Genomic DNA, 25,880 nt, shown 5'->3' with positions numbered 1-25,880 from the left:
TTTCCATGCGCGATTGCACCAAGTTCTACATCGACGGCCAGTGGGTCGACCCGGTCACCGCCAATACTCAGCCGGTCGAGAATCCCGCCACCGAAGAGACCATCGGTCACATCAGCTTCGGCAGTGCTGCCGACGTCGACAAGGCGGTCAAGGCCGCGCGCCGTGCGTTCGAGACGTTCAGCCAGGCGAGCAAGGAAGAACGCCTCCAGCTGCTGCGCGCAATCCAGGCCGAGATCGCCAATCGCAAGGATGATCTCGCACTTGCTGTAAGCGAGGAAATGGGCGCGCCAATGAGTCTTGCGAACGGTCCGCACACGGGCCTTCTTGCCGGCCACTGCCAGACCGCCATCGAGGTGCTCGAGAAGTTCGAGTTCGAACGGCAGGACGGCCCGACGCTGCACGTGTGGGAGCCGATCGGCGTGGTCGGCATGATCACCCCGTGGAACTGGCCGCTGAACCAGATCGCCTGCAAGGTCTTCCCGGCACTGGCGACGGGCTGCACCATGGTGCTCAAGCCCAGCGAGATTGCGCCCTTCGACGCCTATATCTTTGCCGAGATCCTGGATGCGGCAGGCGTGCCGGCGGGTGTCTTCAACCTCGTCAACGGCGACGGACCGGGCGTGGGCGAGGCGATTTCGGGCCACCCCGACATCGACATGGTCAGCTTCACCGGCTCGACCCGCGCAGGCGTCCTGATCGCCAAGAATGCGGCCGACACGGTCAAGCGCGTGGCACAGGAACTGGGCGGCAAGAGCCCGAACATCATCCTCGACGACAGCGCCTTCACCAAGTCGGTCATGCGCGGCACCACGGCCATGATGGGCAATTCGGGCCAGACCTGCACTGCGCCCAGCCGCATGCTCGTACCGCACAAGCGGATGGAAGAGGCCAAGGTCGCCGCGAAGGAAGCCGCCGAGGGCGTGATCCCCGGCGATCCCAAGGGCAATGCCACCATCGGCCCCGTCGTGTCGAAAGCCCAGTGGGACAAGATCCAGGGCCTTATCGAAAAGGGTATCGAGGAAGGCGCGACGCTGGTCGCCGGCGGTCCGGGCAAGCCCGAGGGCCTGGAGACCGGCCATTACGTCAAGCCGACCGTCTTTGCCGATGTCACCAACGACATGACCATCGCGCGCGAGGAAATCTTCGGGCCGGTGCTCTGCATCCTCGGCTACGAGGATTACGACGATGCGATCCGCATCTCGAACGACACCGAATACGGGCTCGCCAGCCACATCATGGGCGAGGATATCGAGACCGCGAAAAGCCTGGCCAAGCGCATTCGCGCAGGCCGCGTAGCTATCAACGGCGGCTACGACATGAACGCGGCGTTCGGCGGCTACAAGAAGTCCGGCAACGGCCGCGAATGGGGCGAGTGGGGCTTCCACGACTTCCTCGAGGTCAAGGCCGTCATGGGCTTCGATACGTAATGGCGGGCCGCTATTTCGATGAATGGCAGGTCGGCGACAAGCTGACCCACGAGATCCGGCGCACGGTGACCGAAGCGGACAACCTCTTCTTCACCGTGATGACCCACAATCCGCAGCCGCTCCACCTCGACGTGGAAGCGGCCAAGGAAAGCGAGTTCGGGCAGATCCTCGTCAACGGGACCTATACCTTCTCGCTGATGGTGGGCCTCTCGGTGGGCGACACGACGCTGGGCACGCTGGTGGCGAACCTCGGTTACGACAAGCTGGTCATGCCCAAGCCGGTCTTCATCGGGGACACGCTCCATGCGACGAGCGAGGTCGTGGGCCTTCGCGAAAGCAAGTCGCGGCCCGACACCGGCATCGTGACCTTCCTCCACGAAGCTGTGAACCAGCGCGGCGAGGTGGTCTGCCGGTGCGAACGTTCGGCGCTGCTCAAGAAGGCACCTGCCGGCGCCGCGTAGCCTTTTTGGCAGTTCGTGCGTTCTGACCGCTTGAGGAGAGGCGCATGAGCGATCACGAACCCGAAGGCGTCGAGGACGTACTGGGCGAACTCGACGACCTTGCCGCCAAGGGCGGCAAGGTCCGTATCGGCGATGTGCTCGACGATTTCGGCGGGCGCAGCTTCGGGCCCTTCATCATGCTGCCCGCACTGCTGGAGATCACGCCGGTCGGCGGTATTCCGGGCGTGCCGACGTTCCTTGCCGTGGTGATCGGCCTGGTCGCGGTGCAATTGCTGTTCGGCAAGGACCACATCTGGATGCCGCAATGGCTGCAGGACCGCGCAATCGAAAGCCGCAAGCTGCACAAGGGCATCGGCAAGCTGCGCGGTATTGCCCACTGGCTTGACGAACACAGCCACGGCCGCCTCGAAGCGCTGACCAAGGGCATCTGGGTGCGGATTGCGGCTGCGGTCGTGATTTTGCTCTGCCTGACCGTACCGCCGCTCGAATTCCTGCCCTTTGCCAGCAGTGGGCCGATGCTGGCGATCGCCGCCATCGGGCTCGCGCTGACCGTCCGCGACGGGGCCATCATGCTGCTGTCCATGCTGCTCGCCGTCGCTGCGCTGGGCGGCGGCACCTACTATTATTCCACCTCGGAAGAGGGTGGTGACGGGGGCATGGCGCGGCTCGAATGGGTTTCAAACAGCATACCTGCTTGACCTGATCCCCTGCGCTCCGGCACATTCGCCGGCGGAGAGGGGATAATGGGATGATGAAACGCTTCGGGTTGCTTGCTGCGCCCTTCCTGCTCGCATCCTGCGGCATGCCCGGTACGGGCGGCGCAGACGAGGCGAAGAGCGGCGACGGGACGGACACTATCGAACTCGCCGAGTTCCCCGACCGGCCCTATTGGGGCGATACCCATTTGCATACGGACGTGTCGGTCGATGCTTTCGGTTTCGGCGTCAGGCTGGGCGCGGAAGATGCGCTGAAATTCGCGCGCGGCGAGGAGGTGATCGCCACCACCGGGACCGCGGCGCGGCTCGACCGGCCGCTCGATTTCCTCGTCATTGCCGACCACTCGGACGCGATGGGCGCAACCCGCCGCCTTTACGATGCACCGCGAATGATGGTGCGCGATCCCACGCTGCGGCGCTGGCGCGACATGATGCACGAGAGCCCTGATCAATCGACCCGGGCCGTGGCAGAGCTCATCACGGCAGCCGCGAATGACGAGATTCCCGAGGCGCTGCGCGATCCGGAACGGCAGGCAAAGGCGACCCGCGACCTGTGGAACCGGCACCTTGCGCTGCTCGACCGGTACAACGATCCGGGCACGTTCACGGCCTTTGCGGGCTTCGAATGGACGCTCATGCCGGGCGGCAACAATCTGCACCGCGTGGTCATGTTCCGCGACGGGAGCGCCAAGACGGGCGAGGTCGTGCCCTATCCCGGCCTAGATGGCGACGTGAGCGGCCTGTGGGATTACATGGAGGCTTACGAGGAGAAGACCTCGGGCAAGGTCCTCGCCATACCGCACAATTCGAACCTGTCGAACGGCATGATGTTCGAACTGATTGGCCCTGATGGCGGCCCGATGAGCGCAGAATACGCACGCCGGAGAGCGGCCCGCGAACCGGTCGTCGAGGTGACGCAGATCAAGGGTGACAGCGAGACCCATTCCTTCCTCTCGCCGAACGACGAGTTCGCCGGTTTCGGCGATGCCGGATGGGACCTTGGCAATCTGCCGCTTACCGCCAAGACGACGCCGGACATGTTCGCGGGAAGTTACGTGCGTTCCGCCCTCTTGCGCGGCTTGACGCTGGAGCAACGGCTGGGTGCAAATCCCTACGCCTTCGGCCTGATCGGTTCGACCGACAGCCACACGGCGCTAGCGACTGCCGACGAGGACAACTTTTTCGGCAAGCATACGGGTAACGAGCCGAAAAGCGATCGCGCCATGCTGCCGCAGAACCTCGGCACACGGCAGGGGCGTTTCGGCTGGCACTACCTCGCCAGCGGCTATGCGGCCGCCTGGGCGCGCGGAAACACGCGTGCGGAAATCTTCGATGCCTTCATGCGGCGCGAAGTCTATGCGACCACGGGTTCGCGCATGGTTGTGCGGCTCTTTGCAGGCTTCGATTTCAGCGAAAGCGACTGGGAAGGCGACTGGGTCCGCGCGGGATACACGCGCGGCGTGCCCATGGGCGGCGACCTTGTCGATGCGGGCAAAGCGCCCGTGTTCCTCGTGAGCGCGCTCAAGGATCCGGACGGGGCAAACCTCGACCGGGTCCAGATCGTGAAGGGCTGGCTCGATGCCGACGGTACCCAGCGCGAGAAGGTCTATAATATCGCCTGGAGCGGTCGCGAAGGCGCCAGTGCCGATGCCCTGCCGCCGGTCGGCGATACGGTTGACCGTGCACAGGCGAGCTATGCGAACTCCATCGGTGCGGCAGAATTGCGGGCCACCTGGACCGATCCCGACTACCGTGCGGGTCAGCGGGCCTTCTATTACGTCCGCGTGCTCGAGATCCCTACGCCGAACTGGGTGCTCTTCGATGCCAAGCGCTTTGGCCTGAAGCTGCCTTCGGAGGTGGTCGAGGCCAGCGTCACGCAGGAACGCGCCTATTCCTCGCCCGTCTGGCTTCGGCCTCGAAAGACACCCGGCGATGCACCGCCGATCATGAAATGATCCGCAAGGCCTTGCGCGACCCGCTCGCGCATTTCCTGATCGCCGGAGCGGTCATCTGGGGGCTGATCGCGCTCCGGGGCGAGCCGGTCGATCCTGCCGATCGCACGATCGTGCTTTCGCGCGAGGAACAGGCCGCGCTCGCCCTCGGGTTCGAACGGACCATGGGCAGGCCGCCGACTGATGCCGAGCTTGCGGCCCAGGTCGATCGCTGGGTGCGCGAAGAAATTCTCTACCGCGAGGCGCTGCGCCTCGGCCTCGACCAGGGCGACCCGGCAGTCCGTCGGCGCCTGGCTGCCAAGATGGACGAGCTGGCGGGTGCCGAGGTCGAAACCTCCAGCCCTTCGGAAGAGGTGCTGCGCCAATGGCATTCCGCCAATGCGGACCGGTTCGGCGGCGGCGGCGAGGTCACGTTCGAACAGCTCTACTTCGACAACCAGACTGCCGCGCTCGGTGCGTCGGGCGACCAAGAACCAAGCGGAATGGCGATCAGCCTTCCCGGCGGGATGGACGGCGTCACAATCGACGAGGTGTCGCGCGTATTCGGTACGCAATTTGTCGGCGAGATTTCCCAATTGCCGGTGTCGGACGAGTGGCAAGGACCGTTGCCTTCGGGCTTCGGCTGGCATCTCGTGCGCCTGACGAAGCGTAGCGGTGTCGCAACGCAGCCCTTCGAGAGCGTGCGCGACAAGGTCGAGGCCGACTGGCGGAACGGAACGTTGGCAAACCGGCGAGCCGAAGCCTTCCGGCTGCTGCGCGAAGCCTATAGCGTGGAAATCGAATGATCCGCGTGCTGGCGATCCTGCTGGCCGTGTTCCTTTCGTCGCCGGCGCTGGCCGACGAGCTTCGGCCCATATCCATCCAGTTCGAACAGGTTGACGAGACGCGCTGGAACATCGGCTGGCGTGAGCCCCTGTCGAGACCCAACGCGCCCAGTCGGGCACGGCCGCAATTGCCTGAAAGCTGCGGGTTCGATGGCGAGCCGGTGCTCGACAAAGCTGCCGTTGCCGTGACCGGACGCGCGGCCGTTCGCTGCGATGGGCCGGTGGCAGGCAAGGCGATGGGCTGGCCGGCGCTGGTCGGCCAGTCGGACGCTGTCCTGCGGGTCGCACCGCTGGACCGTCCCGTGCAGGTGCACCGGCTGACCGCTGCCAAGCCGTTGGCGCAAATCTCGCCTGTCCCGTCGAGTACGCAGGTGTGGCGCAGCTACTTCGTGATCGGCGTCGAACACATACTGGCCGGCTGGGATCACCTGCTCTTCGTGATTGCGCTGGTCCTGCTCGTCGGCCGAGGCTGGGCGGTCGTGAAGGCGGCCACGGCGTTCACCGTGGCGCATTCGCTCACGCTGGCAGCAACCACGCTCGGCTTCGCCGGGCTGCCCCAGCGCTTGGTCGAGGCCCTGATCGCGCTGTCGATCGTATTCCTCGCCGTGGAGATCGCGCGCGGCACGCGCGAGACGCTGACCCGCCGCCTGCCCTGGCTTGTCGCGTTCCTGTTCGGATTGCTCCATGGCTTCGGCTTTGCCGGGGCGTTGCGCGAAATCGGCCTGCCCGAAGGCGAGGTGCCGGCAGCGCTGGTGAGCTTCAACCTCGGCGTCGAAGCAGGACAGCTACTCGTGATCGCGCTCGTAATGGGCCTGCTGTGGGCTGTCCGGCGAATGCGTCCGGGCGTCGAGGCAACCGCCTTGCGGCTCGCCTCCTACGCCATCGGTATCACCGGGGCTTACTGGCTGGTCGACCGCGTGATCGGCTGAGTGTCGCCGCCGAGCGCCTGCCAAAGGATGACCCGCGCCCGTGCCGCACGGCCGGCTGCAGCCGCTGCCCGCTCGCCGCTCGCATCGGCGGCACGCCGGGCTTCGAGCACGGTCAGGAAATCAGCGAGACCGGCGCGCTGGCGGGTTTCGGCAAGCGCTGCCGCGCGCGACAGGCTGGCGGCCTCCTGCGCTGCGGCCGAGGCCTCGAGATCCGCAGCAGCGACGAGCCCGTACGCCGCCTCCGTATCGCCCAGCGCGGTATAGACCGCCTCGCGATACGCCTCGAAGGCGGCCCGCTTTTCCGCCGCCGCGCCATTGATCTCGGCCTCGATGCGACCGAAATCCATCAGCGGACCGGCAATGCCGGCAGCTAGCGAGCCAACGATGGAATCCTCGTCGAACAGGTCGCCCGGGCTGAAGGCCAGCAGGCCGATGACGCCCGACAGGTCGAAAGTCGGGAAGCGGCGGCGGGCGGTTGCCGCCAGTTCGGCGTCTTCCGCTGCCAGATTGGCTGCTGCGGCCAGCACGTCGGGGCGATTGGCGAGCAATTCGCTCGGCAGGCTTGCCGGTGCATTCGCCAGACCGACGTCCGGCGCATTTGCGGTGAGTGCCGCGCGTACTTGCGCGCCGCCCTGGGCGGTCAGCGTGACCAGTCGCCCGATGATCCGGGCACGCTCGCTCTCGACCGCCGCCAAGCGACTGCCCGAGGCGTTTGCGGCGCTTTCGGCCCGTACCCGGTCGAAACCGGGCGCAAGGCCCGCGCGCTCGCGCACGCCTGCCAGCCTTGCCAATTCGGTCGCTGCGGCGAGGTCTTCCTCGATCGCTGCCTTGCGGGCGTCCAGCGTGCGCCAGTCGATCACGCTCGCCGCGATCTCGGCCAACAGCGCATTGCGCACGCCGCGGGCGGAGGCGTCGGCTGCATCGATGCGGGCCAGGGCCGCGCGTTCCTGTGCGCGCAGGCGGCCGAACAGGTCGAGATCCCATCGGGCCGTGACATTCGCGGCATAGGCGATCTGTTCGGTGTCGAAGGAAATGGCGGCGGGCAAGTTGCCGCCGAACTGCGCAGGATTGCTGCGCCTGCCTTCGACACTCGCATTGGCACCGACACTGGGCAAGCGTTCGGCACCAGCACGGTCCGCGCCTGCGCGTGCCTGCTCTATCCGGGCAAGCGCCTCACCAAGCGTCGGGGAGCCGGCGAGCGCCTGTGCAGCCAGCGTGTCGAATGCGGGATCACTAGCAGGCAGCAACGCGGCGAGTGCAGTGTCCGTCGCCGTATCGGGTGCGTAAAGATATTGCGCAGGCAGGACCGGCTCGGGCGTTGTCACTTCGGGCGGCGGACCGCCCGCACAGGCGCCCAGCGCAAGGGTGGAGGCCGCGATCAGGAACGCGCGCCTCATCGTGCCTTCACCGCCGGGATATAGGCATCGACCTGCTGTCCCACGCGGAACAGGCGTTCCTCCTCGCTGTTTGCGTCGGGCAGGGCATAGAGGACCTGCAACACGCGCACATCGACGCGCTCTGCAGCGGAGTTGGTGAGCGAGCGCTTGGGAACAACCAGCGGCTCGGCGCGCACGAAGCGTGCCTGGACCTGGCGATCGGACGCGCCGCGCGGGCTGACGGTGGCAGGAGCGCCCAGCTTCAATCGTGCGGCCTGCTCTTCGTCGATGTCGATCCGCACGAACAGCGGCTGGGTCTGACCCATCTCGATGAAGGGCTGGGAGCCACCGCCGCCCATGGTCGAGACATATTCGCCCTTGCGGATGTTCACCGCCAGGATTTCGCCCGCAATCGGCGCTCGGATGCTCAGCCGGCCGATTTCGGTGCGGGCGCTGGCTGCGCGCGCCTGCGCAGCTTCGAGGCGGGCACGGGCAAGCGAGAGCCGTTCGCCTGCAGCGCTTGCTTCGCCTTCCGCGCGGATGACTTCCGAACGGCTGACGGCGGCAGGATCGTCGACGCCGCGATAGAGATCGAGCTGGCGCAGGGCCGTGCTGCGCGCGGTCTGCGCCTCTGCGATTGCCGCCCGTGCTTCGCCGATCGCTGCTTCCGCTTCGCGCAGCCCAGCGCGCGCGGCACGGTCGTCGACGGTAAACAGCAGCTGGCCCTGGGTGACCCGGTCACCCGGCTGGACATAAAGGCCGGTAATGAGGCCCGACAGTGCAGAACCGATCTGGATGAGTTCGCTCGACGGCTCGACCACGCCCGACCCGGCGACGCGGGGGGCATCGGCAAGCTCTTCGGGGGCACGGGGCGGATCGCGTTCCGGCTCACTCAATGTCCGGTCGGGAAGACCGCTTACGATGAAGATAGCCGCCAGCAACAGGGCGACAATCGCGATGACCGGGAGGATCTGCCTCGAAAAGCTGAGATTGCGGAGATTGAAAGCCATGTCAGTGGTCCTCGGGCATTTCGCTGCCGTCATGGATGATCTTGCCGTCCTCGAGCATGAGGATACGGTCGGCGAGGTCGAAAACGCGGTTGTCGTGGGTGACGATGATGCAGGCGCGGTCTTCGGCCACGGCCACTTCGCGCAGGAGGTCCATCACGCGACGGCCGGATGCCGCATCGAGCGCTGCGGTCGGCTCGTCGCAGACCACGAGGCGCGGTTCATGGACCAGCGCGCGGGCGATTGCGACGCGCTGCTGCTGGCCGCCCGACAGCTGGCTGGGCAGCTTGTCGGCCTGATCGCGGATGTTGAGCTTGGCCATCATCTCTACCGCCCGCTCGCGCGCTTCGTGCCGGTCCATGCCCTGCGCGATGAGGGGGACGGCGGCATTGCTGGCAGCGTCGATCGACGGGATCAGATTGTACTGCTGGAAGATGAAGCCGATGTTGTTGAGGCGGAATTCGACCAGCGCCGTATCGTCGAGATCGTAGATGTCGGTGCCGAACACCTTCACTTCGCCAAGGGTCGGCCAGAGAATGCCGCACATGATCGAAATGAGCGTCGTCTTGCCCGATCCGCTCTCGCCCACGAGGAACGTCATTTCGCCCGCACGAATGTCGAGGTCGATCCCGTGCAATACGGTGATGGTCTGCTGGCCGGCGGTGAAATCGCGCGTGACGCCGCGCGTGCAGATCGCGGAGTCCGGCTTGCAGCCACCGATGGCGCTGGTGTCGAGCATGCGTCCCATCAGCGGAACACCGCCGCAGGTTCGGTCTTGAGCACGTTGCGCAGCGCCAGCCAGCCGGTCAGCGCGAGGATGAGCGCGACTGCCGCAAGGCTGATGAGCGGGATCTGCCAGGGGATGTAAAAACCCTTGAAGGTCGGATTGGCGGAAAAGCTCCAGATGAAGGCAATCGTGCCGAGGACCCCGAGGCCGTAGCCGGTAATCCCGACAAGCCCTGCCTGGGCTATGACCATCCGCCGGATCTTCCGGTTCGTGACGCCGATCGCCTTGAGCGCGCCGAACTGCTTGATGTTGTCGCGGATGAACAGGCTGAAGGTGAGGCCGACAATCGCGACGCCGACGATAAAACCGAGTGCCACCGTAATCCCGAAGTTCAGCGGAATGCCGGTGTTTTCGATGATGAACTGCACCCCGTCGCGCGCGAATTCGTCGCGGGTCTGGGCCTTGAGGCCGGTCTCTCGCTCGATCCGTTCGGACAGGGCCTTGGCCTGCGCGGGGTCTTCTGCGCCGACGAGCACGAAGGACAGGCGGTTGCGCGTGCCGGGTACGAAATTCAGCGCCCTGCTGTATTTGGTGTAGAGCACGACCGTGCTGGTAAAGCTGGGGATCGCATCGGCAATCCCCCGCACCACCGCGCGCTGGTCGTTGAGTTCGAGCCGCTCGCCGATCGGCGACTGGTCGGGGAACATGCGCGTGGTGCCAACGTCGTCGATAATGACGCTGTCGGGCTGCGAGAGAACGTCGGGCGAACCTTCGACCATTGCCTTGGGAAGCCCGATCAGCGTCGCATCGTCGACGCCGATGACCGCCACGCCTTCAAGGTCGCCATCTTTCGTGCGAACGCTTGCCTGTGCCCTGAGATGGGGCACGGCCCATTCGACGCCGGGCACGCCACGCACCTTGTCGAGGGCGGTCGAAGGCATCGCATAGGCAACGTCCGTCGTGCGGCTGACGGGGTCCATGACCCAAACGTCTGCGCTCGAAACATTGTAGACACCGCTCGCCCCGCGCTCGATCAGATTGACGAAAATGGTCAGTTGCTGGGTGATGAGCAGGGTCGAGAAGGCAATCCCGAAGACCAGTCCGTAGAACTTCTGTGCGTCCCCGGTCAGCATGCGGATGGCAATCCAGATCACGGCGCTTTCTTGCCTTTCCGCTGCGACTCGTCCATTAGTGAACGCAGGCGTTCAACTGAACGGGACCGTTCATTTTGTCAACTGCGAAATCGAAGAAGGCAGGCCGGCCGGTCAGCACGGCCAAGCGCGAGGCGATTCTCGCAGCCGCGACGCGCGCCTTTTTCGAACATGGCTATGCCGCGACCGCGATCGAGCACGTGGCTGCCGAAGCCGACGTGTCCAAGGTCACCATCTACAACCAGTTTGGCGACAAACGCGGCCTGTTCACTGCAGCGGTAGAGGCCGAATGTGAACGTATGCGGTCAGCCTTTGCGGTGCAGCCCTCGCCATCGGGCACGCTGCGCCAGCGCCTGACCGCTATCGGCGAGGCGATGATGGCCTTCCTTTCGCGGCCCGAAATGGTCCAGTTCGAGCGGCGGATCGCCGCGGAAACTGAGCACGAACCGGCCATCGGCGCGGCCTTTCTTGCTGCCGGCCCGCACCGGATGAAGGCGGCATTTTCCGGCCTGCTCGGCGTGATGAAAGAGGCGGGCGAGGTAGAAATCGAGGATATCGACCTCGCGGTCGAACAGTTCGCATCCATGTGCAAGGGCATGGGCGACCTAGAACGAAGGTTCGGCTTCCCGGCCGATCCGGTGCGCGATCGCCAGCGGATCGACGGCGCGGTGGAGGTCTTTTGCAGGGCCTACGCAGTCGAAGAGTGTAATCGAAATTAGGCGCTGCCCGGCAGATGGTCTAAACTTGCCATTCACCAGCGCCATCCTACATTCCGGGATACGTTGAAAGGAATGCCGCCAATGCGCGATCAGAATCAGGACCAGCAGCCCGATCCGGAGGGCAACGGCCCCAATCCGTGGATCAAGAGCCTTTTCGTCTGGGGCGGCGTGTTCCTCGGCCTGTTGCTGGTCGTCTCCATGTTCGGCAATTCGAGCGGCGGCAGCGGTACGCCCCTGCTCTATTCCGACTTCAAGGAGCGGGTGGCCGCGGGCGACGTGAAGTCGGTCGAGATTTCCGAAGAACAGATCGTCGGTGTGACCAAGGAAGGCGAAGCTTTCAGCACCATCCCGGTCGCGAGCGATACTTCACTGCCCAAGCTGCTCGACGAAAACGGGGTCCAATATTCGGGCCGCGATTCCGGCAGCCAGAACATCCTCCTTTACGCGCTGATCCAGATGCTGCCCTTCGTCCTGATCCTCGGCATCGCGATCTTCGCCCTGCGCCAGGTGCAGAAGGGGGGCGGCGCTGGCGGCGCGATGGGCTTCGGCAAGTCGAAGGCCAAGATGCTCACCGAAAAGCAGGGCCGTGTCACTTTCGATGACGTGGCCGGCATCGACGAGGCGCGCGAGGAGCTGGAAGAGATCGTTGAGTTTCTCAAAGACCCGAGCCGATTCTCCAAACTGGGCGGCCAGATTCCGAAGGGCGCGCTGCTGGTCGGCTCGCCCGGCACCGGTAAGACCCTGCTGGCCCGCGCCATCGCGGGCGAGGCGGGCGTGCCCTTCTTCACCATTTCGGGCTCTGACTTCGTCGAAATGTTCGTCGGCGTCGGCGCAAGCCGCGTGCGCGACATGTTCGAGCAGGCCAAGAAGAACGCGCCCTGCATCGTCTTCATCGACGAAATCGACGCTGTCGGTCGCAGCCGTGGCCACGGGCTTGGCAATTCAAACGACGAGCGCGAGCAGACGCTGAACCAGCTGCTGGTCGAAATGGACGGCTTCGAGGCCAACGAAGGCATCATCATCATCGCGGCGACCAACCGTCCCGACGTGCTCGACCCAGCGCTGCTGCGTCCAGGCCGTTTCGACCGCCAGGTCGTGGTGCCGGTCCCCGATATCGACGGCCGCGAGAAGATCCTTGCCGTGCACATGCGCAAGCTTCCGCTCGCACCCGACGTGAACCCGCGCACCATCGCGCGCGGTACTCCGGGCTTCTCGGGCGCCGATCTTGCGAACCTGTGCAACGAGGCCGCCCTGCTGGCCGCACGCCGCAACAAGCGTCTCGTCGCGATGCAGGAATTCGAGGATGCCAAGGACAAGGTCATGATGGGCGCGGAACGCCGCTCCATGGTCATGACCGAAGACGAGAAGAAGATGACCGCCTATCACGAGGCCGGCCACGCGCTCGTCTCCATCAACGAGCCGGCATCCGATCCCATCCACAAGGCGACCATCATTCCGCGCGGCCGTGCGCTGGGCATGGTCATGCGCCTGCCGGAGCGCGACAATTACTCGTACCACCGCGACAAGATGCACGCGAACCTCGCCGTCGCCATGGGCGGCCGGGTGGCGGAAGAGATCATCTTCGGCCATGACAAGGTTTCGAGCGGAGCGAGCGGAGACATCCAGTATGCCACCGACCTTGCACGCAACATGGTCACCAAGTGGGGTATGAGCGACAAGCTCGGCCCCTTGCAGTACGAAGCGAGCCAGGAAGGCTATCTCGGTATGGGGTCGACCCAGCGGACGATGGCCGGCGCGGAGACCAACAAGCTGATCGACGCAGAGATTAAGGAGCTCGTCGAAGGCGGCCTGAAGCGCGCGCAGGAAGTGCTCACCACTCAGGAAGACAAGCTCCACTTGCTGGCCCAAGCCCTGCTCGAATACGAGACGCTCACGGGCGAGGAAATCGACCAGCTGATGAAGGACGGCAAGATCGACCGTCCCGACCAGCCGAGCGGTCCGGTCAAGGTCGCTCCGGTCGCCGGCAGCGCGATCCCCAAGGCCGGCAAGAAGTTCGGCGGCGGCACTGCACCCCAGGGCGCCTGACAGGACCCGTTAACATTCAGACCGATAGCGCCCTTCCGTCACCTGACGGGAGGGCGTTTTTTGCGGGGTAGCTAATTCCTGTTCGGCATGGCGGCGCAGGCCATGACGGCTCCGCAAGCTGCTGGCGTCAGAGTGCTCCGAGCAGTAGTAGGAGCTGCAAGAAGATCAGCAGTACCACCATGATGAAGAGCGAGAGCACGGAGAGCCGCCAGAAGGCGCTGAACCGTGACAGGCCGTAAGCTCCGCGTAGGTGCTTGTAGATGTGGATCGGCGGGATCAGCAGGCTGCCTGCGATTATCAGGGCCTGCGGGGCTCCGGCCAGTCCCAGCAATGTGACCGTGAGCGTGAGCAAGGTCATGAAGCTGAGCGAATACGTCACGAAGATCGCATGATCGTAGGCGCCGAAGCGCCATTTCCATGCGAACAGCAGCCATACGAAGGGCACCGACAGCGGGATCAGCAGCCAGCTGAACTTGTAGAAATTCGTCTGCAGCTTGTAGAGCATGAGACCCGGGTTGGTGCGCCACTTGTCGAGCGCATTGTCGATCCACTCGATGTCGGAGACGCCGACGTTCATCCTGAGGTCTTCGTCCTCATCCAGCATGACGTCGGTCGAACCGTCCGGGTTCGCAGCGACGGACGGACCACTGGCGGCAGTCTTGTCGCTATCCGCTCGTGCAGCGTTCTTCAGGAACGGGACCTGCTCTTCCGCGAGGTGGATGGCATCGAGCTGCTCCTTCGTCTCCACCAGTTGTTGCTGGATGCGCTGCCGTTCCGCCGGGTCGAGGTCGGGCTGCTCGAGATCCTGTTCCAGCGACGCCTGCCGTTCTTCCACCTTGGCGATTTCCGACGCCGCAAGTTCGCGCATCTGGGCGCCGGTATCGCCCTGAATATTCGTGGGCGTGCTGATGCCGGCGAGTTGGAAGACCGCGAACATCAGGAAGATCGAGAAAAGGAACAGGCCCATGGGCGAAACGAACCGCGCGCGTTCACCTTCGATGTAGCGGCGGGTGAGTTCGCCGGGCTTGAACATCAGCATCGGCAGGGTGCGCCACGTCTTGCCGTCGAAGTGCAGCGCGCCGTGCAGCAGGTCGTGAAGGAAAGCGCCGATGGTCCGATGGAGGTGCGCCTGCTGCCCGCAGCTATGGCAATGCGCCCCGACCAGCGCGGTGCCGCAATTGAGGCAGGCGTCCTCGGCGAAATGGCCTTTCTCGAGCGGTTGGCCTTCCTTGGGGCCGTTACCCTTTTTGCCGCCGACCATGCGCGCGAAGAGCCCGCCTTCCACGGCCGTCCCCAGCGCTTCCCCGATCTCGCTCATAGGCCCTCCTATCACAGGTGCCTTATTGTGGCGCGTCAGGGCCTGCAACGCAAAAGGCCGCCCCGAAGGGCGGCCTTTCAACCGGTTTCCGCCGTTTTTCAGTCGGTTAGCCGTCGTAGTCGGCGCCGATGGAGGTCGAACGGGTCGGAGCCGAGGCAGTGATGCGCAGGGCTTCTGCCGACTGGCTGAGCGAGCCGATTTCATCCATTTCGTCATCGTCATCCGGCAGGATCTTCTGCAGATTAGTGACGGCGGCTTCCTGGAGATCCTTGGGCTTGATCGTCTGTTCGGCGATCTCGCGCAGGGCAACGACCGGGTTCTTGTCGCGATCGCGATCGATGGTCAGTTCCGCACCGCCGGAAATTTCACGCGCACGCTGGGCAGCGAGCAGCACGAGATCGAAACGGTTGGGGATCTTGTCTACGCAGTCTTCGACGGTAACGCGCGCCATTGGGCACTCCGATGTAAATCAAGTGATTCCGGGAAAGCGGGCCAGATAGGCTGCCGGGGGCGAAAGGTCAAGAATTTGCGCCGCGCGCGACCCGCGCTAAGGCTGGCGCTGCATGGCCGAGCAAGCGACAGTGCCCGCCGCAAGCGGATATACCGACCCGCCGCCCTTCTCGGCCGAGGCGCAGGGCCAGTCGCTGACCTTTTTCCCCGCCGGCAAGGATCGCCGCGACGCGCTGCTCGAACTCGTGGCTTCGGCGCGCGAAACGCTCGACGTCTGCTTCTACATCTTTGCCGAGGACGAGGTCTCGACCAGCCTGCGCGATGCGCTTTGCGAAGCCGCCTCGCGCGGGGTCGACGTCACGCTGATCATCGACCGGTTCGGTGCTTCGGCCAAGGACGAGTTCCTGAAACCGCTGAGCGAGGCGGGCGGCCGCTATCATTATTTCAGTCCGCGCCTCGGCTTCCGCTATCTCATCCGCAACCACCAGAAGATGGTCATCGCCGACGGCGAGCGCGCCATGTTCGGCGGCTTCAATATCGAGGACGACTATTTCGCGCCGCCCGAGGCCAATGGCTGGAACGACCTCGCCATCCTGCTCGAAGGCGACGCGGTGGAAGGGCTGTCGCGGTGGTTTGCCAAGCTGCGCGGCTGGACCGAGAACGAGCACGCCCATTTCCGGGCGATCCGGCACACGGTGCGTGACTGGTCCTGGAAGTCGGAGGACGGAGAGGCGCGCTGGCTGGTCGGCGGACCGACCCGAGGCCTGTCTACCTGGGCGCGATCCGTCACCCGCGACCTGGTCGAAGGCGAGAAGCTCGACATCTTCATGGCCTATTTCTCGCCACCCTACACGCTGCTGCGCCGCATCGCTCGGGTGGCGCGAAAAGGGCAAACGCGCCTGCTGATGGCCGCGAAGAGCGATAACGGCGCCACTCTCGGCGCAACGCGGTCGCTCTACAATTACCTGCTGAAGCGCGGGGCGAAGATCTGGGAATTTACGCCCTGCAAGCTGCACACGAAACTTATCGTGCTCGACGATGCGGTCTATCTGGGAAGCGCCAATTTCGACATGCGCAGCCTCTATCTCAATCTGGAGATCATGCTGCGGATCGAAGACAGGGCGCTGGCGGACAGGATGCGCGCGTTCCTTGAAACGCACTATGCCGCATCGGAGCGCATCACGCCCGAGCTGCACCGCAAGCGTGCCACTATCTGGAACCGCATCCGCTGGTCGGCAGGCTGGGTGCTTGTGTCGGTGATCGACTACACCGTGACCCGGCGCCTCAACCTCGGCATCTAGCCGCTATTCGTAGTTGTCGTAGCCACCGCGCAGTTCGGGCGAGGTGAACTTGGTGAACTCGCTCTGGAACAGCAGCGGCACGTTGCCGGTCGAACCGTGACGCTGCTTGGCGACGATCAGCGTCGCGCGGTTCACCAGCTCGAGATGCCGCGCTTCCCAGTCGGCATATTTCTGGCGCACGTCTTCGCTGCTGGTTTCATCCGGCGTGTCGGGCTTCAGCGCGTTGTGGTAATATTCGGCGCGAAAAATGAACCAGACCATGTCCGCGTCCTGCTCGATCGAGCCGGATTCGCGGAGGTCCGAAAGCTGGGGGCGCTTGTCCTCGCGCTGTTCAACCGCACGGCTCAGCTGCGAAAGCGCGATGACGGGAACGTTGAGTTCCTTGGCCAGCGTCTTCAAGCCGCGGCTGATCTCCGAAATTTCGTTCACGCGGTTGTCGTTCGCGCGGCCCGATCCCTGCAGCAGCTGCAAATAGTCGACGATGACCAGCCCGATGTCGTGCCGGCGCTTTAGTCGGCGGGCGCGGGTGCGCAGCGCGCCGATGGTGAGGCCGGGCGTGTCGTCGATGTAGAGCGGCAGCTCGTTGAGTTCCTGGCTGGCAAAGGACAGGCGCTGGAACTCCTCGCGGCTCAGTTTGCCCGAGCGCAGCTTCTCGCTGGAGATCTCGGCGGTTTCGGCAAGGATACGCGTGGCCAGCTGGTCGGCGCTCATTTCGAGGCTGAAGAAGGCCGTCGCGGCACCCGGCGATTCGCTGCGGGCGATGCCCAGCTTCTCGTCGTCCATCAGGCGCCGCGCGGCATTGAACGCGATGTTCGTCGCAAGCGAGGTCTTGCCCATGCCCGGACGTCCGGCGAGGATGATGAGGTCGGAATTGTGCAGGCCGCTGGTCTTGTCGTTGACCGTGTCGAGGCCCGTCGTCTTGCCGGAAAAGCGGCCGCCCGAATTGATCGCCGCCTCGACCATCTTGAGCGCGCCCAGCGCAGCGGTGCGGAAATCCTGCGCCTCGCTGCCCGAGGTCGCGCCTTCGGCGACCTTGTAGAGATCGGCTTCGGCCTGGCTGATGCGGTCCATCGGCGCGACTTCGTCCGAGGTGTCCAGCGCGCCTTCGACGAGGTTGCGGCCGACATGGACCAGTTCGCGCAGCAGCGCGAGGTCGTAGATTTGTTCGGCCAGCTTGCCGGTGGCGAGCAGGCCCTGTCCGTCCTGCGTAAGCCTGGCGAGATAGGTGACGCCGCCCAGCTGCTTGAGCGCCTCGTCGCTCTCGAAATAGGGCTTCAGGGTAACCGGCGTGGCGATCGAATTGCGGTCGAGCAGCTTGTGGATGCGCTCGTAGATGCGCTGGTGCACCGGCTCGTAGAAATGGTGCGGCTGCAGCGGCGTGTTGAGCTCCTGCACGACCTGGTTGTCGATCAGCACCGCGCCGAGGAACGCGGCCTCCGCCTCGATGTTGCTGGGCAGCACCTGCCCCTGCTTTTCGGGAGCGGGAGTCGAATCATCGGGACGGAAAAGGAGATCGGTGTCGGCCATGCGCGGCACCATGGGCGAGAGGCGGATTCGCCACAAGCGCAGTGTGACCGCAAGACGACGCCTGCCCTTGTGGATAGCGGGAATAACGAAGAGGCCTTGCCCCGATGTGTCGCAGTTGCGAAAGCGGGCCTGCAAGTCATGACCGAATCCGCCAGCACCTCCACCGATTATCGCATCGCGCAGATCGATCTCGACGAAGAGACGATCATCTGGCGCAATGCGGATATTGAGCAGGAACGCCGGATCGCCATCTTCGACCTGATCGAGGACAATACGTTCAAGCCGCTGCGCGCGGTCGAGCGCGGGGCGACGGGCCCCTACCACCTCAAGCTGGCGGTGCGCGACGGGCGCCTGCTGATGACCGTGGCCAATACGGATGGCGTAATGGTGGAAGAGCTGCTGCTCGGCCTTGCGCGCTTCCGCCGTCCGATCCGCGAATATTTCGCCATTTGCGACAGCTATTACCAGGCGATCCGCAAGGCGACCGCGATGGAGATCGAGACGATCGACATGGCCCGGCGCGGTGTCCACAACCGTGCAGCGGAACTCCTGCTCGAAAGGCTCGAAGGCAAGGTGGAAACCGATTTCGCCACCGCGCGCCGGCTCTTCACCCTCATCTGCGTCCTGCACATCAAGGGCTGATCACGATGGCGCGGCGCAAGAAAAAGGCCTCCCGCGGCTGGGCATTCAAGCTGGTCCTGCTTCTCATGGTGGCTGGCGCAGCCGCGGCCACATGGAAGTGGAACGAGGATCGCAACTGGCGACCCGACGAAGAGGCCTACCCCGACCAAGGTGCGCTGGTGGGCGAAGAAGACGAGAACGTCGATTTCACCGTGCTCAAGGGGCTGGGCGCAAGCTTCGTCTACCTCGAGGCCAGCAAGGGCGCGCGCGACAAGGACGCGGCCTTCTCCGACCACCTCGCCGCCGCGCGCGAGGCGGGGCTTCAGGTCGGCGCGACCCATGAATTCGACCCCTGCGTCACAGCCGACGGGCAAAGCGCCAATTTCGTGACCATCGTGCCCCGCGATACGCAGCTTTTGCCGCCCGTCATCCGCCTGGCGCGCACGGCGGACGACTGTTCCGAACGCGTGTCCGATGCCGCCGTGCAGAGCGAGCTCCTGACGCTCGTCAACCAGATCGAGGCGCATACGGGAGCCCCCGTCATTCTCGCACCCAGCGAGAGTTTCGAGGAGCGCTATCGTCCGGCGGCACGCCTGGAGCGGGCGCTGTGGCTGGAAGGCGACCTGGACGAGCCCGACTATGCAGGGCGTCCCTGGACCATCTGGACGGCCAATGCCGCCCATACCAGCGAGGCCGCGGACACGCCGCTGCGCTGGCTGGTCGTCCAGCCCTGATCACGCTAAGCGGTAGGCATGAGTGACGACGACCTGATCGCCGCTGCCCGAGGGGCCGCCGCGAACTCCTATTCGCCCTATTCCAATTTCGCCGTGGGGGCCGCCTTGCTGTTCGCCGATGGCAGCGTGGTGACGGGCACCAATATCGAGAACGCCAGCTATGGTCTTGCGCTGTGTGCGGAGACGGTGGCGGTTTCCAAGGCCATGGCCGACGGTGCGCGCGGAGGCCTAGTAGCGGTCGCAGTGACCGGGCCGGGCGAGATGCCGATCACGCCGTGCGGCCGCTGTCGCCAAGTACTTAACGAACTGGCGCAACTGGGCGGTACTGACCCCGCAATCCTGTGCGTGGGACCTGATGAAGTGCGGCGCACCACTCTGGCTGCCCTGCTACCCGAAGCATTCGGCCCGGCGAGCCTCGTGTGACCACGCGCCGTGCCGCACTGGGCGGCATGGTAGCCGCATTGGGGGCGCTGGCGGCACCTTTCCCCGCACTGGCAAAGTCGCGCCGTATCGCGCCGCGCCTCAGGCAGGGCGACACCGTGGCACTGGTCGCCCCGGCAAGCGCGGCCTCTGAACGCGAAATCGCCAATTCCGAATTTACTCTGCGGGGCATGGGTCTCGTCCCCAGGACGGGTGCCAATGTGGCCGCGAGGTCAGGCTATCTCGCCGGGACCGATGTGCAGCGAGCGGCCGACATCAACGCAGCGTTCGCGGACGATACGGTGAAGGCCATCTTCGCCGTTCGGGGCGGCTGGGGCGGGGCAAGGCTCCTGCCCCTGCTCGACTGGGAGATGATCCGGCGCAATCCCAAGCTGTTCGTGGGCTATAGCGACAATACCGCGCTGCACCTCGCCATCGCGCAGAAGGCGGGATTTCCCACCCTCCACTCGCCCAATGCGGCCAGCCCTTGGCCGCGCAGCAGTTGGGAAAGCCTGTGGCGCCTCGCCTTCGCCGGCGCGACCCCTGTGCTGGGCGGTGCCGATGAGGAGCCCGAACTAGCCCAAGGTCCGCAGGGACGGACTATCAGGGAGGGCACGGCAAAGGGGAGGCTGCTCGGCGGCAATCTCACCGTGCTTTCGACTTTGATGGGTACGCCCTGGGTGCCCGATTTCGACGGTGCGATCCTGTTCCTCGAGGACGTGAACGAGGCGGAATACCGGATCGACCGGATGCTCCAGCAATTGCAGCTGGCAGGGGTGCTGGGGCGGGTGTCGGGAGTCGTATTCGGCCGGTGCCGCAGCTGCGCGAGCGACGAGCCCGACTATGCCGGTTTCACGCTGGACGAAGTGCTCGACCAGCACCTCGCCCCGCTCGGCATTCCGACCTTCGTCGGATCGAACATCGGCCACCACCGCGGGCAGCTGGCGCTGCCGCACGGTGCGAAAGTGGAAATCGATGCCGGGGCGCGGACGATCCGGCTGCTCGAACCGATCGTCGCCTGACCTACTTGTCCCGCGCTTCCAGCCATTCGAGCAGGCTGGCAAGGCAATCACGGGCCAGCATCTTGCAGCGTTCCGGCGACCAGCCTTGCTCGGGCTCGGGGCTTGCGGGATTGTCCTTGTAGGGCATCTCCAGCGTCATCGCGACCGCGCCGAAACGCTCGGCCACCTGGTTGGTGCTCATGGTGAGGTTCGCCTGGCCCGGCTTGGACTTCACATAGCCCTGCTCGGTCTGGAAATCGGGCGTGCGGCGGTCGAGGATCTTCTCGAAGTTGTAATAGCCTTCGCCCTGCTCGTCCTTCCAGCTCGGGATGCCTTCGAAGCCGGCGATGAAGGCGACAGGGATCGCCTCGTCGCCGTGGACGTCCATCGCGAAGTCGACGCCCGTTTCGTCCATCCGATTGCGGATGGCGAGAACCTCGGGGCTCTTTTCGGCCGTCGGTTCCGCCCATTCGCGGTTGAGGTTGATGCCCGCGGCGTTGACGCGCAAGTTTCCGCGGCGCGATCCGTCGGGATTGCAGTTGGGCACGACATGGAGGCGGCACCGCTGGCGCAGCAGACGCCCGACGCTGTCGGCAGGATCGGTCAGCACCTCGAGCGCGCCTTCCATCCACCATTCGGCCTGCGTTTCGCCCGGGTGCTGGCGGGCGTAGAGCCAGACCTTGAATTCGCCTTCTCCCATTTCGAGGCAGTCGATCGGCTGGCCGTCGAGCGTGGTGCCGAGGCAGCGGTAGTCCACGCCTTCGCTCGATGCGGCTTCTGCGACGAGGTCGTGGTGACGCTCCATCGAATAGGGCGCAAAGTAAGCGAACCACACCACGTCGCTTGCGGGCGTGTAGCGGATCGTCAGCGTGCCGCCGTCCTCGTCCTTGTCATAGGAAGAGGCGGCGCGGCCCCAGTAATCGCGGTCTTCCGAAACGCAGGCATCGTAGCCCGGCCAGCCGCCCGGATAGGCGCTGGTTTCGAGGTCGCGGATCTTCAGCACAAGCTCGCGCCCTGCCGCGCCGGTCACGCGGAAATGGAACCACTGCTTGAACTCGCTCTTGGTATCGAGCGGGATCGCCAGCTTCGCACTGGCGCCATCGATCGACAGCACTTCGATATTGCCGCTGTCGAACTCGGCATCGATCCGGATATCGCTCACTTGGGAACCTCTACTTCTATCGTTTCGCCATTGTTGCCGGGAAAATCGCTGAACAGCGCGGCGGCGAGGGTCTGTGCGTTTGCTTGCGCTTGCGCAAGGGGCGAATTGTCGGGAACGCGCAGGTCGGCGCGGCCTTCCCACAAGTTGGCTTGCGATGCGGCGTCGCGGATGGTGACGGACAGTTCGCTACCCAGCTTGTCGCGCTCGCCGCCGCCCAGGTTGATGCCGATGCCGACACCGACGCCGGAGCCATAACTCCCGGTCCGCCCGCCGACGCCGACAGTAACCGGCGAGCGCCTGCCTTCCGCGCTCTGCACGTATCGTTCGAGCGTAACCGTTGCGATCTGGCGGGCGGAAGCTCGGTCGGTCTCGGTGTAGCCCAAGGCTCGAAGCTGGGCAGCGACGGCGGACTTGTATGGCATCAGGGCGAGGCTGTCCGTGTCCTGCGCGCCGGATCCTTCTAGGAAGATCGTGCCTTCGCCGAGGCGGGCACCCGCTTCCGGTGCGACGAATCGCGTGACCTGCACGGGGCCCGGCGCGGTGGCGCAGGCTGAGAGTGCAAATGTGCCGAGGGCAGCGAATGTCAGGGCGATCCGGTTCATTTTGGGGGCTCTTTCGACGTTGGGCGTTAAAGAAAGAAGAACGCGCGACAGGCGGCAAAGGCTCCGGACGGGAGTTTCCGGCCGCACCGATTGCGCCGCCCACGCGATCTGCTAGGCGCGGGCACATGGATAGCATAAAGAAAATTCCCGTCCTTGTGACCGGCGGCGCCGGCTACATCGGAAGTCACGCAGTGCTGGCCTTGCGCGATTCCGGCTGGCCGGTGGCAGTCATCGACAACCTGTCGACCGGGTTCAAATTCGCCGTGCCCGACGATGTCCCGCTTTATGAAGGCGATATTGCCGACGGCGATCTGGTGGCACAAATCATCGCCGAGCAGAGCATTAAGGCGATCATGCATTTTGCCGGCTCGGTCGTGGTGCCAGAATCGGTAGAGAACCCGCTCAAATATTACGACAACAACACGGTGAAGAGCCGCGCCCTGATCGAGGCAGCGGTCAAGGGCGGGGTGGAGCACTTCATTTTCTCCTCGACCGCCGCGACCTACGGCACGCCGGAGGCATCCCCGGTATCCGAAGACAGCCCCAGGCAGCCCATCAATCCGTATGGCTGGTCGAAACTGATGACAGAACAGATGCTGGCCGACGCCACCGCCGCGCACGGGTTCAACTTTTGCGCCTTGCGCTACTTCAATGTTGCAGGCGCCGATCCGCAGGCGCGGACCGGCCAGTCGACGGCCGGCGCGACCCATCTGATCAAAGTCGCCTGCGAGGCGGCGACGGGCAAGCGCGACGGGGTCTCGGTCTTCGGCACCGATTTCGACACCCCCGACGGCACCGGGGTGCGCGATTACATCCATGTCAGCGACCTTGCGGCGGCCCACGTTCTCGCGCTCGAGGCGCTGATCGACCAGCCAGCCCGTTCGCTGACCATGAACTGTGGTTACGGGCGCGGCTTCTCGGTCCTCGAGGTGCTGGATGCCGTCGACCGGGTGACCAATTCGCGGATCGAGCGGCGGATGGAGCCGCGCCGTGCGGGGGACCCGGGCGAGCTGGTATCCGATCCGTCGCGCATCACGGCTACTCTGCCTTGGCAGCCCAAATACGCCGATCTCGACCAGATCATCGGCCACGCGGTTCAGTGGGAGCGCAAACTCAGCGAAATTCGCGGAGATGCTTGACGGGAATCACCCCCGTCGCTAACGGGCGCGCTTGAATTTGGCGCGTCGGGGCTCCAACTCCGGCGCGTATTTATTTGCTAGACGAGATATACCATGAAGATCCGCAACAGCCTCAAGTCGCTCAAGAGCCGGCACCGCGATTGCCGCGTGATCCGTCGTCGCGGGCGGACCTACGTCATCAACAAGACCAACCGTCGCTTCAAGGCTCGCCAGGGCTAAGCATCTGGCGTGCGGCGCCGTTGGCGTCGCGACTGGTTTTCCGACCGGCCCGGCTCCCGAGGGAGTGCGGGCCGTTCGCATTCGGGAAGGGGCGATAATGGCAGCCAGCGTGGAAGCCGTCGTGTTCGACGTGGGGCGCGTGCTCTACCAGTGGCAGATCGCCTCGCTGTTCGAGAAGATCGTCGACGACGAGGCGCGGCTGCGCACGCTGCTCGACGAGGTCGTGACCGAAGAATGGCATTTCCAGCACGATCGTGGCCGGCCGCTCGGGGAAATGGTGCCCGAACGCATCGCGCTCTATCCCGATTTCGCGGATGAGATTCGCGCCTATGCGACGCGGTTCAACGAAACGATCCCCGGCCCGGTCGAAGGTAGCCATGCACTGGTCGAAAGGCTTGATGCACGGGGCGTTCCGCTGTTCGCGATCACCAATTTCGGCGCCGAGTTCTGGGCCGGCTTCCGCCCGACCGCACCGATTTTCGACCGCTTCCGCGATATCGTCGTCTCCGGCGAGGAATGCCTCGCCAAGCCCGACCCTGCGATCTTCGCGCTGGCGGAAGAACGATTCGCACTGCGCGCGGCCGCAATGCTGTTCATCGACGATAACGAGGCGAACATCGAAGCCGCGCAAGGCTGCGGCTGGCAGGTCCATCACTTCACTGATGCCGCCGGACTCGAACACGACCTCTCCGCACGCGGGCTGATCTGAAAAAGGCCCCAGCGTTTCCGCCGGGGCCTTGGAGTTCCACCCTGATGGAGAGGGGGTGGGGGGTCTGGTGGACGGCCTTAGCCGTTGCACTTCGCCAGCTTGTCGGCTTCCAGCGCTTCGCCCTTGGCGGTGAAGGAAACCACTTCGCCGAGGTCACGGTTCAGTTCGCGGCACACGCGCAGCGGACGCGAGGTGCCCTTGGTGCCGACGCAGGTCGTGTCGGCGCAGGTCCATGCGACGCCGCCTGCAATCACGGTGCGCTCGGCAGCAGGCTGCGCGAGTTCGGCGGTGTAGAACGGGCCGTTCGACGACTTGGCTTCGGCAACCGTCGGGGTGACGAGCGCGCCGAAGGTCAGCGTGGTATAGGCGAAAGCGGTTGCGAGAACGCCCAGGTGAGCGGTGCGGTTCAGGGAGAGGGTCATGGTCAAACTCCGATATTTCATTGCAATTTTCTCAACTGGCCTTGCGAAAATTGCAATCTAGGTTTTCATTTGCAACTGGTTGCGAATCGCTACCTATGCCGATAGGTTTCGGGATGCAACCCATTTTTTTTGGAAATATTTGGCTTTGGCGAAAACTGCGCTAAATAGGTTTCACGGGAAGGACTGATTTTATGGGCGACATCCGCGAACCACTGCGCGAACTCACCGAATGCGGCTTGCCGCAGGCACTGGAAGTCATGGGCGAACGCTGGAGTTTCATGATCCTGCGGGCCAGCTTCAACGGCCTGCACCATTTCGAGGAATTCCTCAGCGAACTGGGCATTGCCCGCAACATCCTCTCGAACCGGCTGGCCAAGCTGGTCGAGCATGGCATCCTCAAGCGCGATCCTTGCCCGGATGACCGCCGCAAGATCGAATACCGCCTTACCGACAAGGGCTTCGACCTGCTGCCGGCCATGGTGGCGCTGCGCCAGTGGGGCCAGAAATACGGCGCCGAAGTGGTCGAGAACCCGGTGCTGGTGGACGAGCGTGATCGCCTGCCCATCGGGCCGACTTCCATCCTCAGCCACGACGGGCGCCTTCTGGGCCCAGCGGACCTGGCTCTTGTCGAACGCAAGAACCTCGGCATCCGCGCCGACGGAACCAAGGCAGAGCCGCATGCCATCATGAAGAATGGCTCGGTCGTCGACATCGCTTCCGCTCGCAAGGCCAAGGACGCCGCCTGAGCGAAGCGGTCGAACGCACGCCTGACGGCCGCTACATCATCGTACGCGGCCGCCTGTGGCGGGCGGCCAATCCGAACCTGCCGGATAATGAACGCCAGGCGCTGGTAGACCGGCTGATGGCGGCTCGACGCGCCGTGGCGGCAGCGTGCCGTTCAGACGACGGCGAGGCCGAGA

Annotated in this window: 27 protein-coding genes; 17 read left to right on the top strand and 10 right to left on the bottom strand. The window is 64.8% G+C overall.

Features of this window, described 5'->3' with window-relative positions:
- Positions 1-5: 5 nt before the first annotated feature.
- From LC083_RS04880 to LC083_RS04855, 6 genes are read left to right on the top strand one after another with little or no spacing between them, the layout of a single operon-like run.
- Positions 6-1,427, top strand: coding sequence for an aldehyde dehydrogenase family protein (locus tag LC083_RS04880; protein ID WP_226699421.1), 1,422 nt, complete (start codon positions 6-8; stop codon positions 1,425-1,427).
- Positions 1,427-1,888, top strand: coding sequence for a MaoC family dehydratase (locus tag LC083_RS04875; protein WP_222555159.1), 462 nt, complete (start codon positions 1,427-1,429; stop codon positions 1,886-1,888). The genes LC083_RS04880 and LC083_RS04875 overlap by 1 nt, the downstream gene beginning before the upstream one ends.
- A 44-nt stretch (positions 1,889-1,932) precedes the next feature.
- The gene (locus tag LC083_RS04870) at positions 1,933-2,586 is read left to right on the top strand and encodes an exopolysaccharide biosynthesis protein (protein WP_226699420.1); all 654 of its coding nucleotides are present in this window, start codon (positions 1,933-1,935) and stop codon (positions 2,584-2,586) included.
- Positions 2,587-2,636: 50 nt separating this feature from the next.
- Positions 2,637-4,559 carry a DUF3604 domain-containing protein gene (locus LC083_RS04865; protein ID WP_226699419.1) on the top strand — a complete coding sequence of 641 codons (1,923 nt, stop codon included), beginning with the start codon at positions 2,637-2,639 and terminating at the stop codon, positions 4,557-4,559.
- Positions 4,556-5,341: a peptidyl-prolyl cis-trans isomerase gene (locus LC083_RS04860; protein ID WP_226699418.1), complete on the top strand. Its 786-nt coding sequence runs from the start codon at positions 4,556-4,558 to the stop codon at positions 5,339-5,341. The genes LC083_RS04865 and LC083_RS04860 overlap by 4 nt, the downstream gene beginning before the upstream one ends.
- The gene (locus tag LC083_RS04855; protein ID WP_226699417.1) at positions 5,338-6,309 is read left to right on the top strand and encodes a HupE/UreJ family protein; all 972 of its coding nucleotides are present in this window, start codon (positions 5,338-5,340) and stop codon (positions 6,307-6,309) included. Before LC083_RS04860 ends, LC083_RS04855 begins: the two co-directional genes overlap by 4 nt.
- Here LC083_RS04855 and LC083_RS04850 read toward each other — a convergent pair.
- From LC083_RS04850 to LC083_RS04835, 4 genes are read right to left on the bottom strand one after another with little or no spacing between them, the layout of a single operon-like run.
- On the bottom strand, positions 6,279-7,706 hold the full coding sequence (locus LC083_RS04850; RefSeq protein WP_226699416.1) for an efflux transporter outer membrane subunit: 1,428 nt from the start codon (positions 7,704-7,706) through the stop codon (positions 6,279-6,281). The genes LC083_RS04855 and LC083_RS04850 overlap by 31 nt on opposite strands.
- Entirely contained in the window at positions 7,703-8,695 is a 993-nt protein-coding gene (locus tag LC083_RS04845; RefSeq protein ID WP_226699415.1) for an efflux RND transporter periplasmic adaptor subunit, read from the bottom strand. Before LC083_RS04845 ends, LC083_RS04850 begins: the two co-directional genes overlap by 4 nt.
- Before the next feature lies 1 nt (position 8,696).
- Positions 8,697-9,440 (bottom strand): ABC transporter ATP-binding protein, encoded by a 744-nt coding sequence (locus LC083_RS04840; RefSeq protein WP_226699414.1) that lies wholly within the window; start codon positions 9,438-9,440, stop codon positions 8,697-8,699.
- Positions 9,440-10,573, bottom strand: coding sequence for an ABC transporter permease (locus LC083_RS04835; RefSeq protein ID WP_160608289.1), 1,134 nt, complete (start codon positions 10,571-10,573; stop codon positions 9,440-9,442). The genes LC083_RS04840 and LC083_RS04835 overlap by 1 nt, the downstream gene beginning before the upstream one ends.
- A 74-nt stretch (positions 10,574-10,647) precedes the next feature.
- Between LC083_RS04835 and LC083_RS04830 the strand changes: the two genes are divergently transcribed.
- Positions 10,648-11,289 (top strand): TetR/AcrR family transcriptional regulator, encoded by a 642-nt coding sequence (locus tag LC083_RS04830; protein ID WP_226699413.1) that lies wholly within the window; start codon positions 10,648-10,650, stop codon positions 11,287-11,289.
- A gap of 81 nt (positions 11,290-11,370) precedes the next feature.
- Positions 11,371-13,335, top strand: a complete 1,965-nt coding sequence (gene ftsH, locus LC083_RS04825; RefSeq protein WP_226699412.1) for an ATP-dependent zinc metalloprotease FtsH — start codon at positions 11,371-11,373, stop codon at positions 13,333-13,335.
- A 127-nt stretch (positions 13,336-13,462) separates the two neighbouring features.
- On the opposite strand, the gene LC083_RS04820 is transcribed toward ftsH, so the two are convergent.
- Both LC083_RS04820 and rpoZ read right to left on the bottom strand, forming a co-directional pair.
- Complete coding sequence (locus tag LC083_RS04820) at positions 13,463-14,653, bottom strand: DUF3667 domain-containing protein (protein WP_226699411.1); 1,191 nt, start codon at positions 14,651-14,653, stop codon at positions 13,463-13,465.
- Between the two features lie 106 nt (positions 14,654-14,759).
- Positions 14,760-15,104, bottom strand: coding sequence for a DNA-directed RNA polymerase subunit omega (gene rpoZ / locus LC083_RS04815; protein ID WP_160608284.1), 345 nt, complete (start codon positions 15,102-15,104; stop codon positions 14,760-14,762).
- A 112-nt stretch (positions 15,105-15,216) separates the two neighbouring features.
- On the opposite strand from rpoZ, the gene LC083_RS04810 reads away from it, so the two are divergent.
- Positions 15,217-16,404, top strand: a complete 1,188-nt coding sequence (locus LC083_RS04810; RefSeq protein ID WP_226699410.1) for a phospholipase D-like domain-containing protein — start codon at positions 15,217-15,219, stop codon at positions 16,402-16,404.
- A 3-nt stretch (positions 16,405-16,407) separates the two neighbouring features.
- Here LC083_RS04810 and LC083_RS04805 read toward each other — a convergent pair whose 3' ends face one another.
- On the bottom strand, positions 16,408-17,931 hold the full coding sequence (locus LC083_RS04805; RefSeq protein WP_226699409.1) for a replicative DNA helicase: 1,524 nt from the start codon (positions 17,929-17,931) through the stop codon (positions 16,408-16,410).
- A 138-nt stretch (positions 17,932-18,069) separates the two neighbouring features.
- On the opposite strand from LC083_RS04805, the gene LC083_RS04800 reads away from it, so the two are divergent.
- From LC083_RS04800 to LC083_RS04785, 4 genes are read left to right on the top strand one after another with little or no spacing between them, the layout of a single operon-like run.
- Positions 18,070-18,573: a UPF0262 family protein gene (locus LC083_RS04800; RefSeq protein WP_160608282.1), complete on the top strand. Its 504-nt coding sequence runs from the start codon at positions 18,070-18,072 to the stop codon at positions 18,571-18,573.
- Positions 18,574-18,578: 5 nt separating this feature from the next.
- Positions 18,579-19,286, top strand: a complete 708-nt coding sequence (locus LC083_RS04795; RefSeq protein ID WP_226699408.1) for a glycoside hydrolase family 25 protein — start codon at positions 18,579-18,581, stop codon at positions 19,284-19,286.
- Between the two features lie 18 nt (positions 19,287-19,304).
- The gene (locus tag LC083_RS04790; protein ID WP_226699407.1) at positions 19,305-19,709 is read left to right on the top strand and encodes a cytidine deaminase; all 405 of its coding nucleotides are present in this window, start codon (positions 19,305-19,307) and stop codon (positions 19,707-19,709) included.
- Complete coding sequence (locus LC083_RS04785; protein WP_226699406.1) at positions 19,706-20,728, top strand: S66 peptidase family protein; 1,023 nt, start codon at positions 19,706-19,708, stop codon at positions 20,726-20,728. The genes LC083_RS04790 and LC083_RS04785 overlap by 4 nt, the downstream gene beginning before the upstream one ends.
- A 1-nt stretch (position 20,729) precedes the next feature.
- On the opposite strand, the gene LC083_RS04780 is transcribed toward LC083_RS04785, so the two are convergent.
- Both LC083_RS04780 and LC083_RS04775 read right to left on the bottom strand, forming a co-directional pair.
- Positions 20,730-21,869 (bottom strand): M14-type cytosolic carboxypeptidase, encoded by a 1,140-nt coding sequence (locus LC083_RS04780; RefSeq protein ID WP_226699405.1) that lies wholly within the window; start codon positions 21,867-21,869, stop codon positions 20,730-20,732.
- Positions 21,866-22,471: a DUF4136 domain-containing protein gene (locus tag LC083_RS04775; RefSeq protein WP_226699404.1), complete on the bottom strand. Its 606-nt coding sequence runs from the start codon at positions 22,469-22,471 to the stop codon at positions 21,866-21,868. Before LC083_RS04775 ends, LC083_RS04780 begins: the two co-directional genes overlap by 4 nt.
- Before the next feature lie 125 nt (positions 22,472-22,596).
- Here LC083_RS04775 and galE point away from each other — a divergent pair, with 125 nt between their 5' ends.
- The 3 genes from galE to LC083_RS04760 all read left to right on the top strand — a co-directional run bounded on the left by galE (position 22,597) and on the right by LC083_RS04760 (position 24,538).
- Positions 22,597-23,610, top strand: a complete 1,014-nt coding sequence (gene galE / locus LC083_RS04770) for a UDP-glucose 4-epimerase GalE (RefSeq protein ID WP_226699403.1) — start codon at positions 22,597-22,599, stop codon at positions 23,608-23,610.
- Between the two features lie 93 nt (positions 23,611-23,703).
- Positions 23,704-23,829: a type B 50S ribosomal protein L36 gene (gene ykgO, locus LC083_RS04765; protein WP_006833921.1), complete on the top strand. Its 126-nt coding sequence runs from the start codon at positions 23,704-23,706 to the stop codon at positions 23,827-23,829.
- Between the two features lie 97 nt (positions 23,830-23,926).
- Positions 23,927-24,538 (top strand): HAD family hydrolase, encoded by a 612-nt coding sequence (locus tag LC083_RS04760; RefSeq protein WP_226699402.1) that lies wholly within the window; start codon positions 23,927-23,929, stop codon positions 24,536-24,538.
- Positions 24,539-24,615: 77 nt separating this feature from the next.
- On the opposite strand, the gene LC083_RS04755 is transcribed toward LC083_RS04760, so the two are convergent.
- The gene (locus LC083_RS04755) at positions 24,616-24,960 is read right to left on the bottom strand and encodes a CC_3452 family protein (RefSeq protein ID WP_226699401.1); all 345 of its coding nucleotides are present in this window, start codon (positions 24,958-24,960) and stop codon (positions 24,616-24,618) included.
- Between the two features lie 191 nt (positions 24,961-25,151).
- On the opposite strand from LC083_RS04755, the gene LC083_RS04750 reads away from it, so the two are divergent.
- Positions 25,152-25,706 (top strand): winged helix-turn-helix transcriptional regulator, encoded by a 555-nt coding sequence (locus LC083_RS04750; protein ID WP_160608274.1) that lies wholly within the window; start codon positions 25,152-25,154, stop codon positions 25,704-25,706.
- The last annotated feature ends 174 nt before the right edge of the window (positions 25,707-25,880 follow it).

The organism is Qipengyuania gaetbuli (assembly GCF_020524765.1).
GTDB classification, from domain to species: Bacteria; Pseudomonadota; Alphaproteobacteria; order Sphingomonadales; family Sphingomonadaceae; genus Qipengyuania; species Qipengyuania gaetbuli_A.
This window is presented reverse-complemented; position numbering and strand designations above follow the sequence as displayed.

Excerpts from the sequence above, each read along its gene's own strand:
- LC083_RS04880 (WP_226699421.1), top strand. The coding sequence starts at position 6 with ATGCGCGATTGCACCAAGTTCTACATCGACGGCCAGTGGGTCGACCCG.
- LC083_RS04875 (WP_222555159.1), top strand. The coding sequence starts at position 1,427 with ATGGCGGGCCGCTATTTCGATGAATGGCAGGTCGGCGACAAGCTGACC.
- LC083_RS04870 (WP_226699420.1), top strand. The coding sequence starts at position 1,933 with ATGAGCGATCACGAACCCGAAGGCGTCGAGGACGTACTGGGCGAACTC.
- LC083_RS04865 (WP_226699419.1), top strand. The coding sequence starts at position 2,637 with ATGATGAAACGCTTCGGGTTGCTTGCTGCGCCCTTCCTGCTCGCATCC.
- LC083_RS04860 (WP_226699418.1), top strand. The coding sequence starts at position 4,556 with ATGATCCGCAAGGCCTTGCGCGACCCGCTCGCGCATTTCCTGATCGCC.
- LC083_RS04855 (WP_226699417.1), top strand. The coding sequence starts at position 5,338 with ATGATCCGCGTGCTGGCGATCCTGCTGGCCGTGTTCCTTTCGTCGCCG.
- LC083_RS04850 (WP_226699416.1), bottom strand. The coding sequence starts at position 7,706 with ATGAGGCGCGCGTTCCTGATCGCGGCCTCCACCCTTGCGCTGGGCGCC.
- LC083_RS04845 (WP_226699415.1), bottom strand. The coding sequence starts at position 8,695 with ATGGCTTTCAATCTCCGCAATCTCAGCTTTTCGAGGCAGATCCTCCCG.
- LC083_RS04840 (WP_226699414.1), bottom strand. The coding sequence starts at position 9,440 with ATGGGACGCATGCTCGACACCAGCGCCATCGGTGGCTGCAAGCCGGAC.
- ftsH (WP_226699412.1), top strand. The coding sequence starts at position 11,371 with ATGCGCGATCAGAATCAGGACCAGCAGCCCGATCCGGAGGGCAACGGC.
- LC083_RS04820 (WP_226699411.1), bottom strand. The coding sequence starts at position 14,653 with ATGAGCGAGATCGGGGAAGCGCTGGGGACGGCCGTGGAAGGCGGGCTC.
- rpoZ (WP_160608284.1), bottom strand. The coding sequence starts at position 15,104 with ATGGCGCGCGTTACCGTCGAAGACTGCGTAGACAAGATCCCCAACCGT.
- LC083_RS04810 (WP_226699410.1), top strand. The coding sequence starts at position 15,217 with ATGGCCGAGCAAGCGACAGTGCCCGCCGCAAGCGGATATACCGACCCG.
- LC083_RS04805 (WP_226699409.1), bottom strand. The coding sequence starts at position 17,931 with ATGGCCGACACCGATCTCCTTTTCCGTCCCGATGATTCGACTCCCGCT.
- LC083_RS04800 (WP_160608282.1), top strand. The coding sequence starts at position 18,070 with ATGACCGAATCCGCCAGCACCTCCACCGATTATCGCATCGCGCAGATC.
- LC083_RS04795 (WP_226699408.1), top strand. The coding sequence starts at position 18,579 with ATGGCGCGGCGCAAGAAAAAGGCCTCCCGCGGCTGGGCATTCAAGCTG.
- LC083_RS04790 (WP_226699407.1), top strand. The coding sequence starts at position 19,305 with ATGAGTGACGACGACCTGATCGCCGCTGCCCGAGGGGCCGCCGCGAAC.
- LC083_RS04775 (WP_226699404.1), bottom strand. The coding sequence starts at position 22,471 with ATGAACCGGATCGCCCTGACATTCGCTGCCCTCGGCACATTTGCACTC.
- galE (WP_226699403.1), top strand. The coding sequence starts at position 22,597 with ATGGATAGCATAAAGAAAATTCCCGTCCTTGTGACCGGCGGCGCCGGC.
- ykgO (WP_006833921.1), top strand. The coding sequence starts at position 23,704 with ATGAAGATCCGCAACAGCCTCAAGTCGCTCAAGAGCCGGCACCGCGAT.
- LC083_RS04760 (WP_226699402.1), top strand. The coding sequence starts at position 23,927 with ATGGCAGCCAGCGTGGAAGCCGTCGTGTTCGACGTGGGGCGCGTGCTC.
- LC083_RS04755 (WP_226699401.1), bottom strand. The coding sequence starts at position 24,960 with ATGACCCTCTCCCTGAACCGCACCGCTCACCTGGGCGTTCTCGCAACC.
- LC083_RS04750 (WP_160608274.1), top strand. The coding sequence starts at position 25,152 with ATGGGCGACATCCGCGAACCACTGCGCGAACTCACCGAATGCGGCTTG.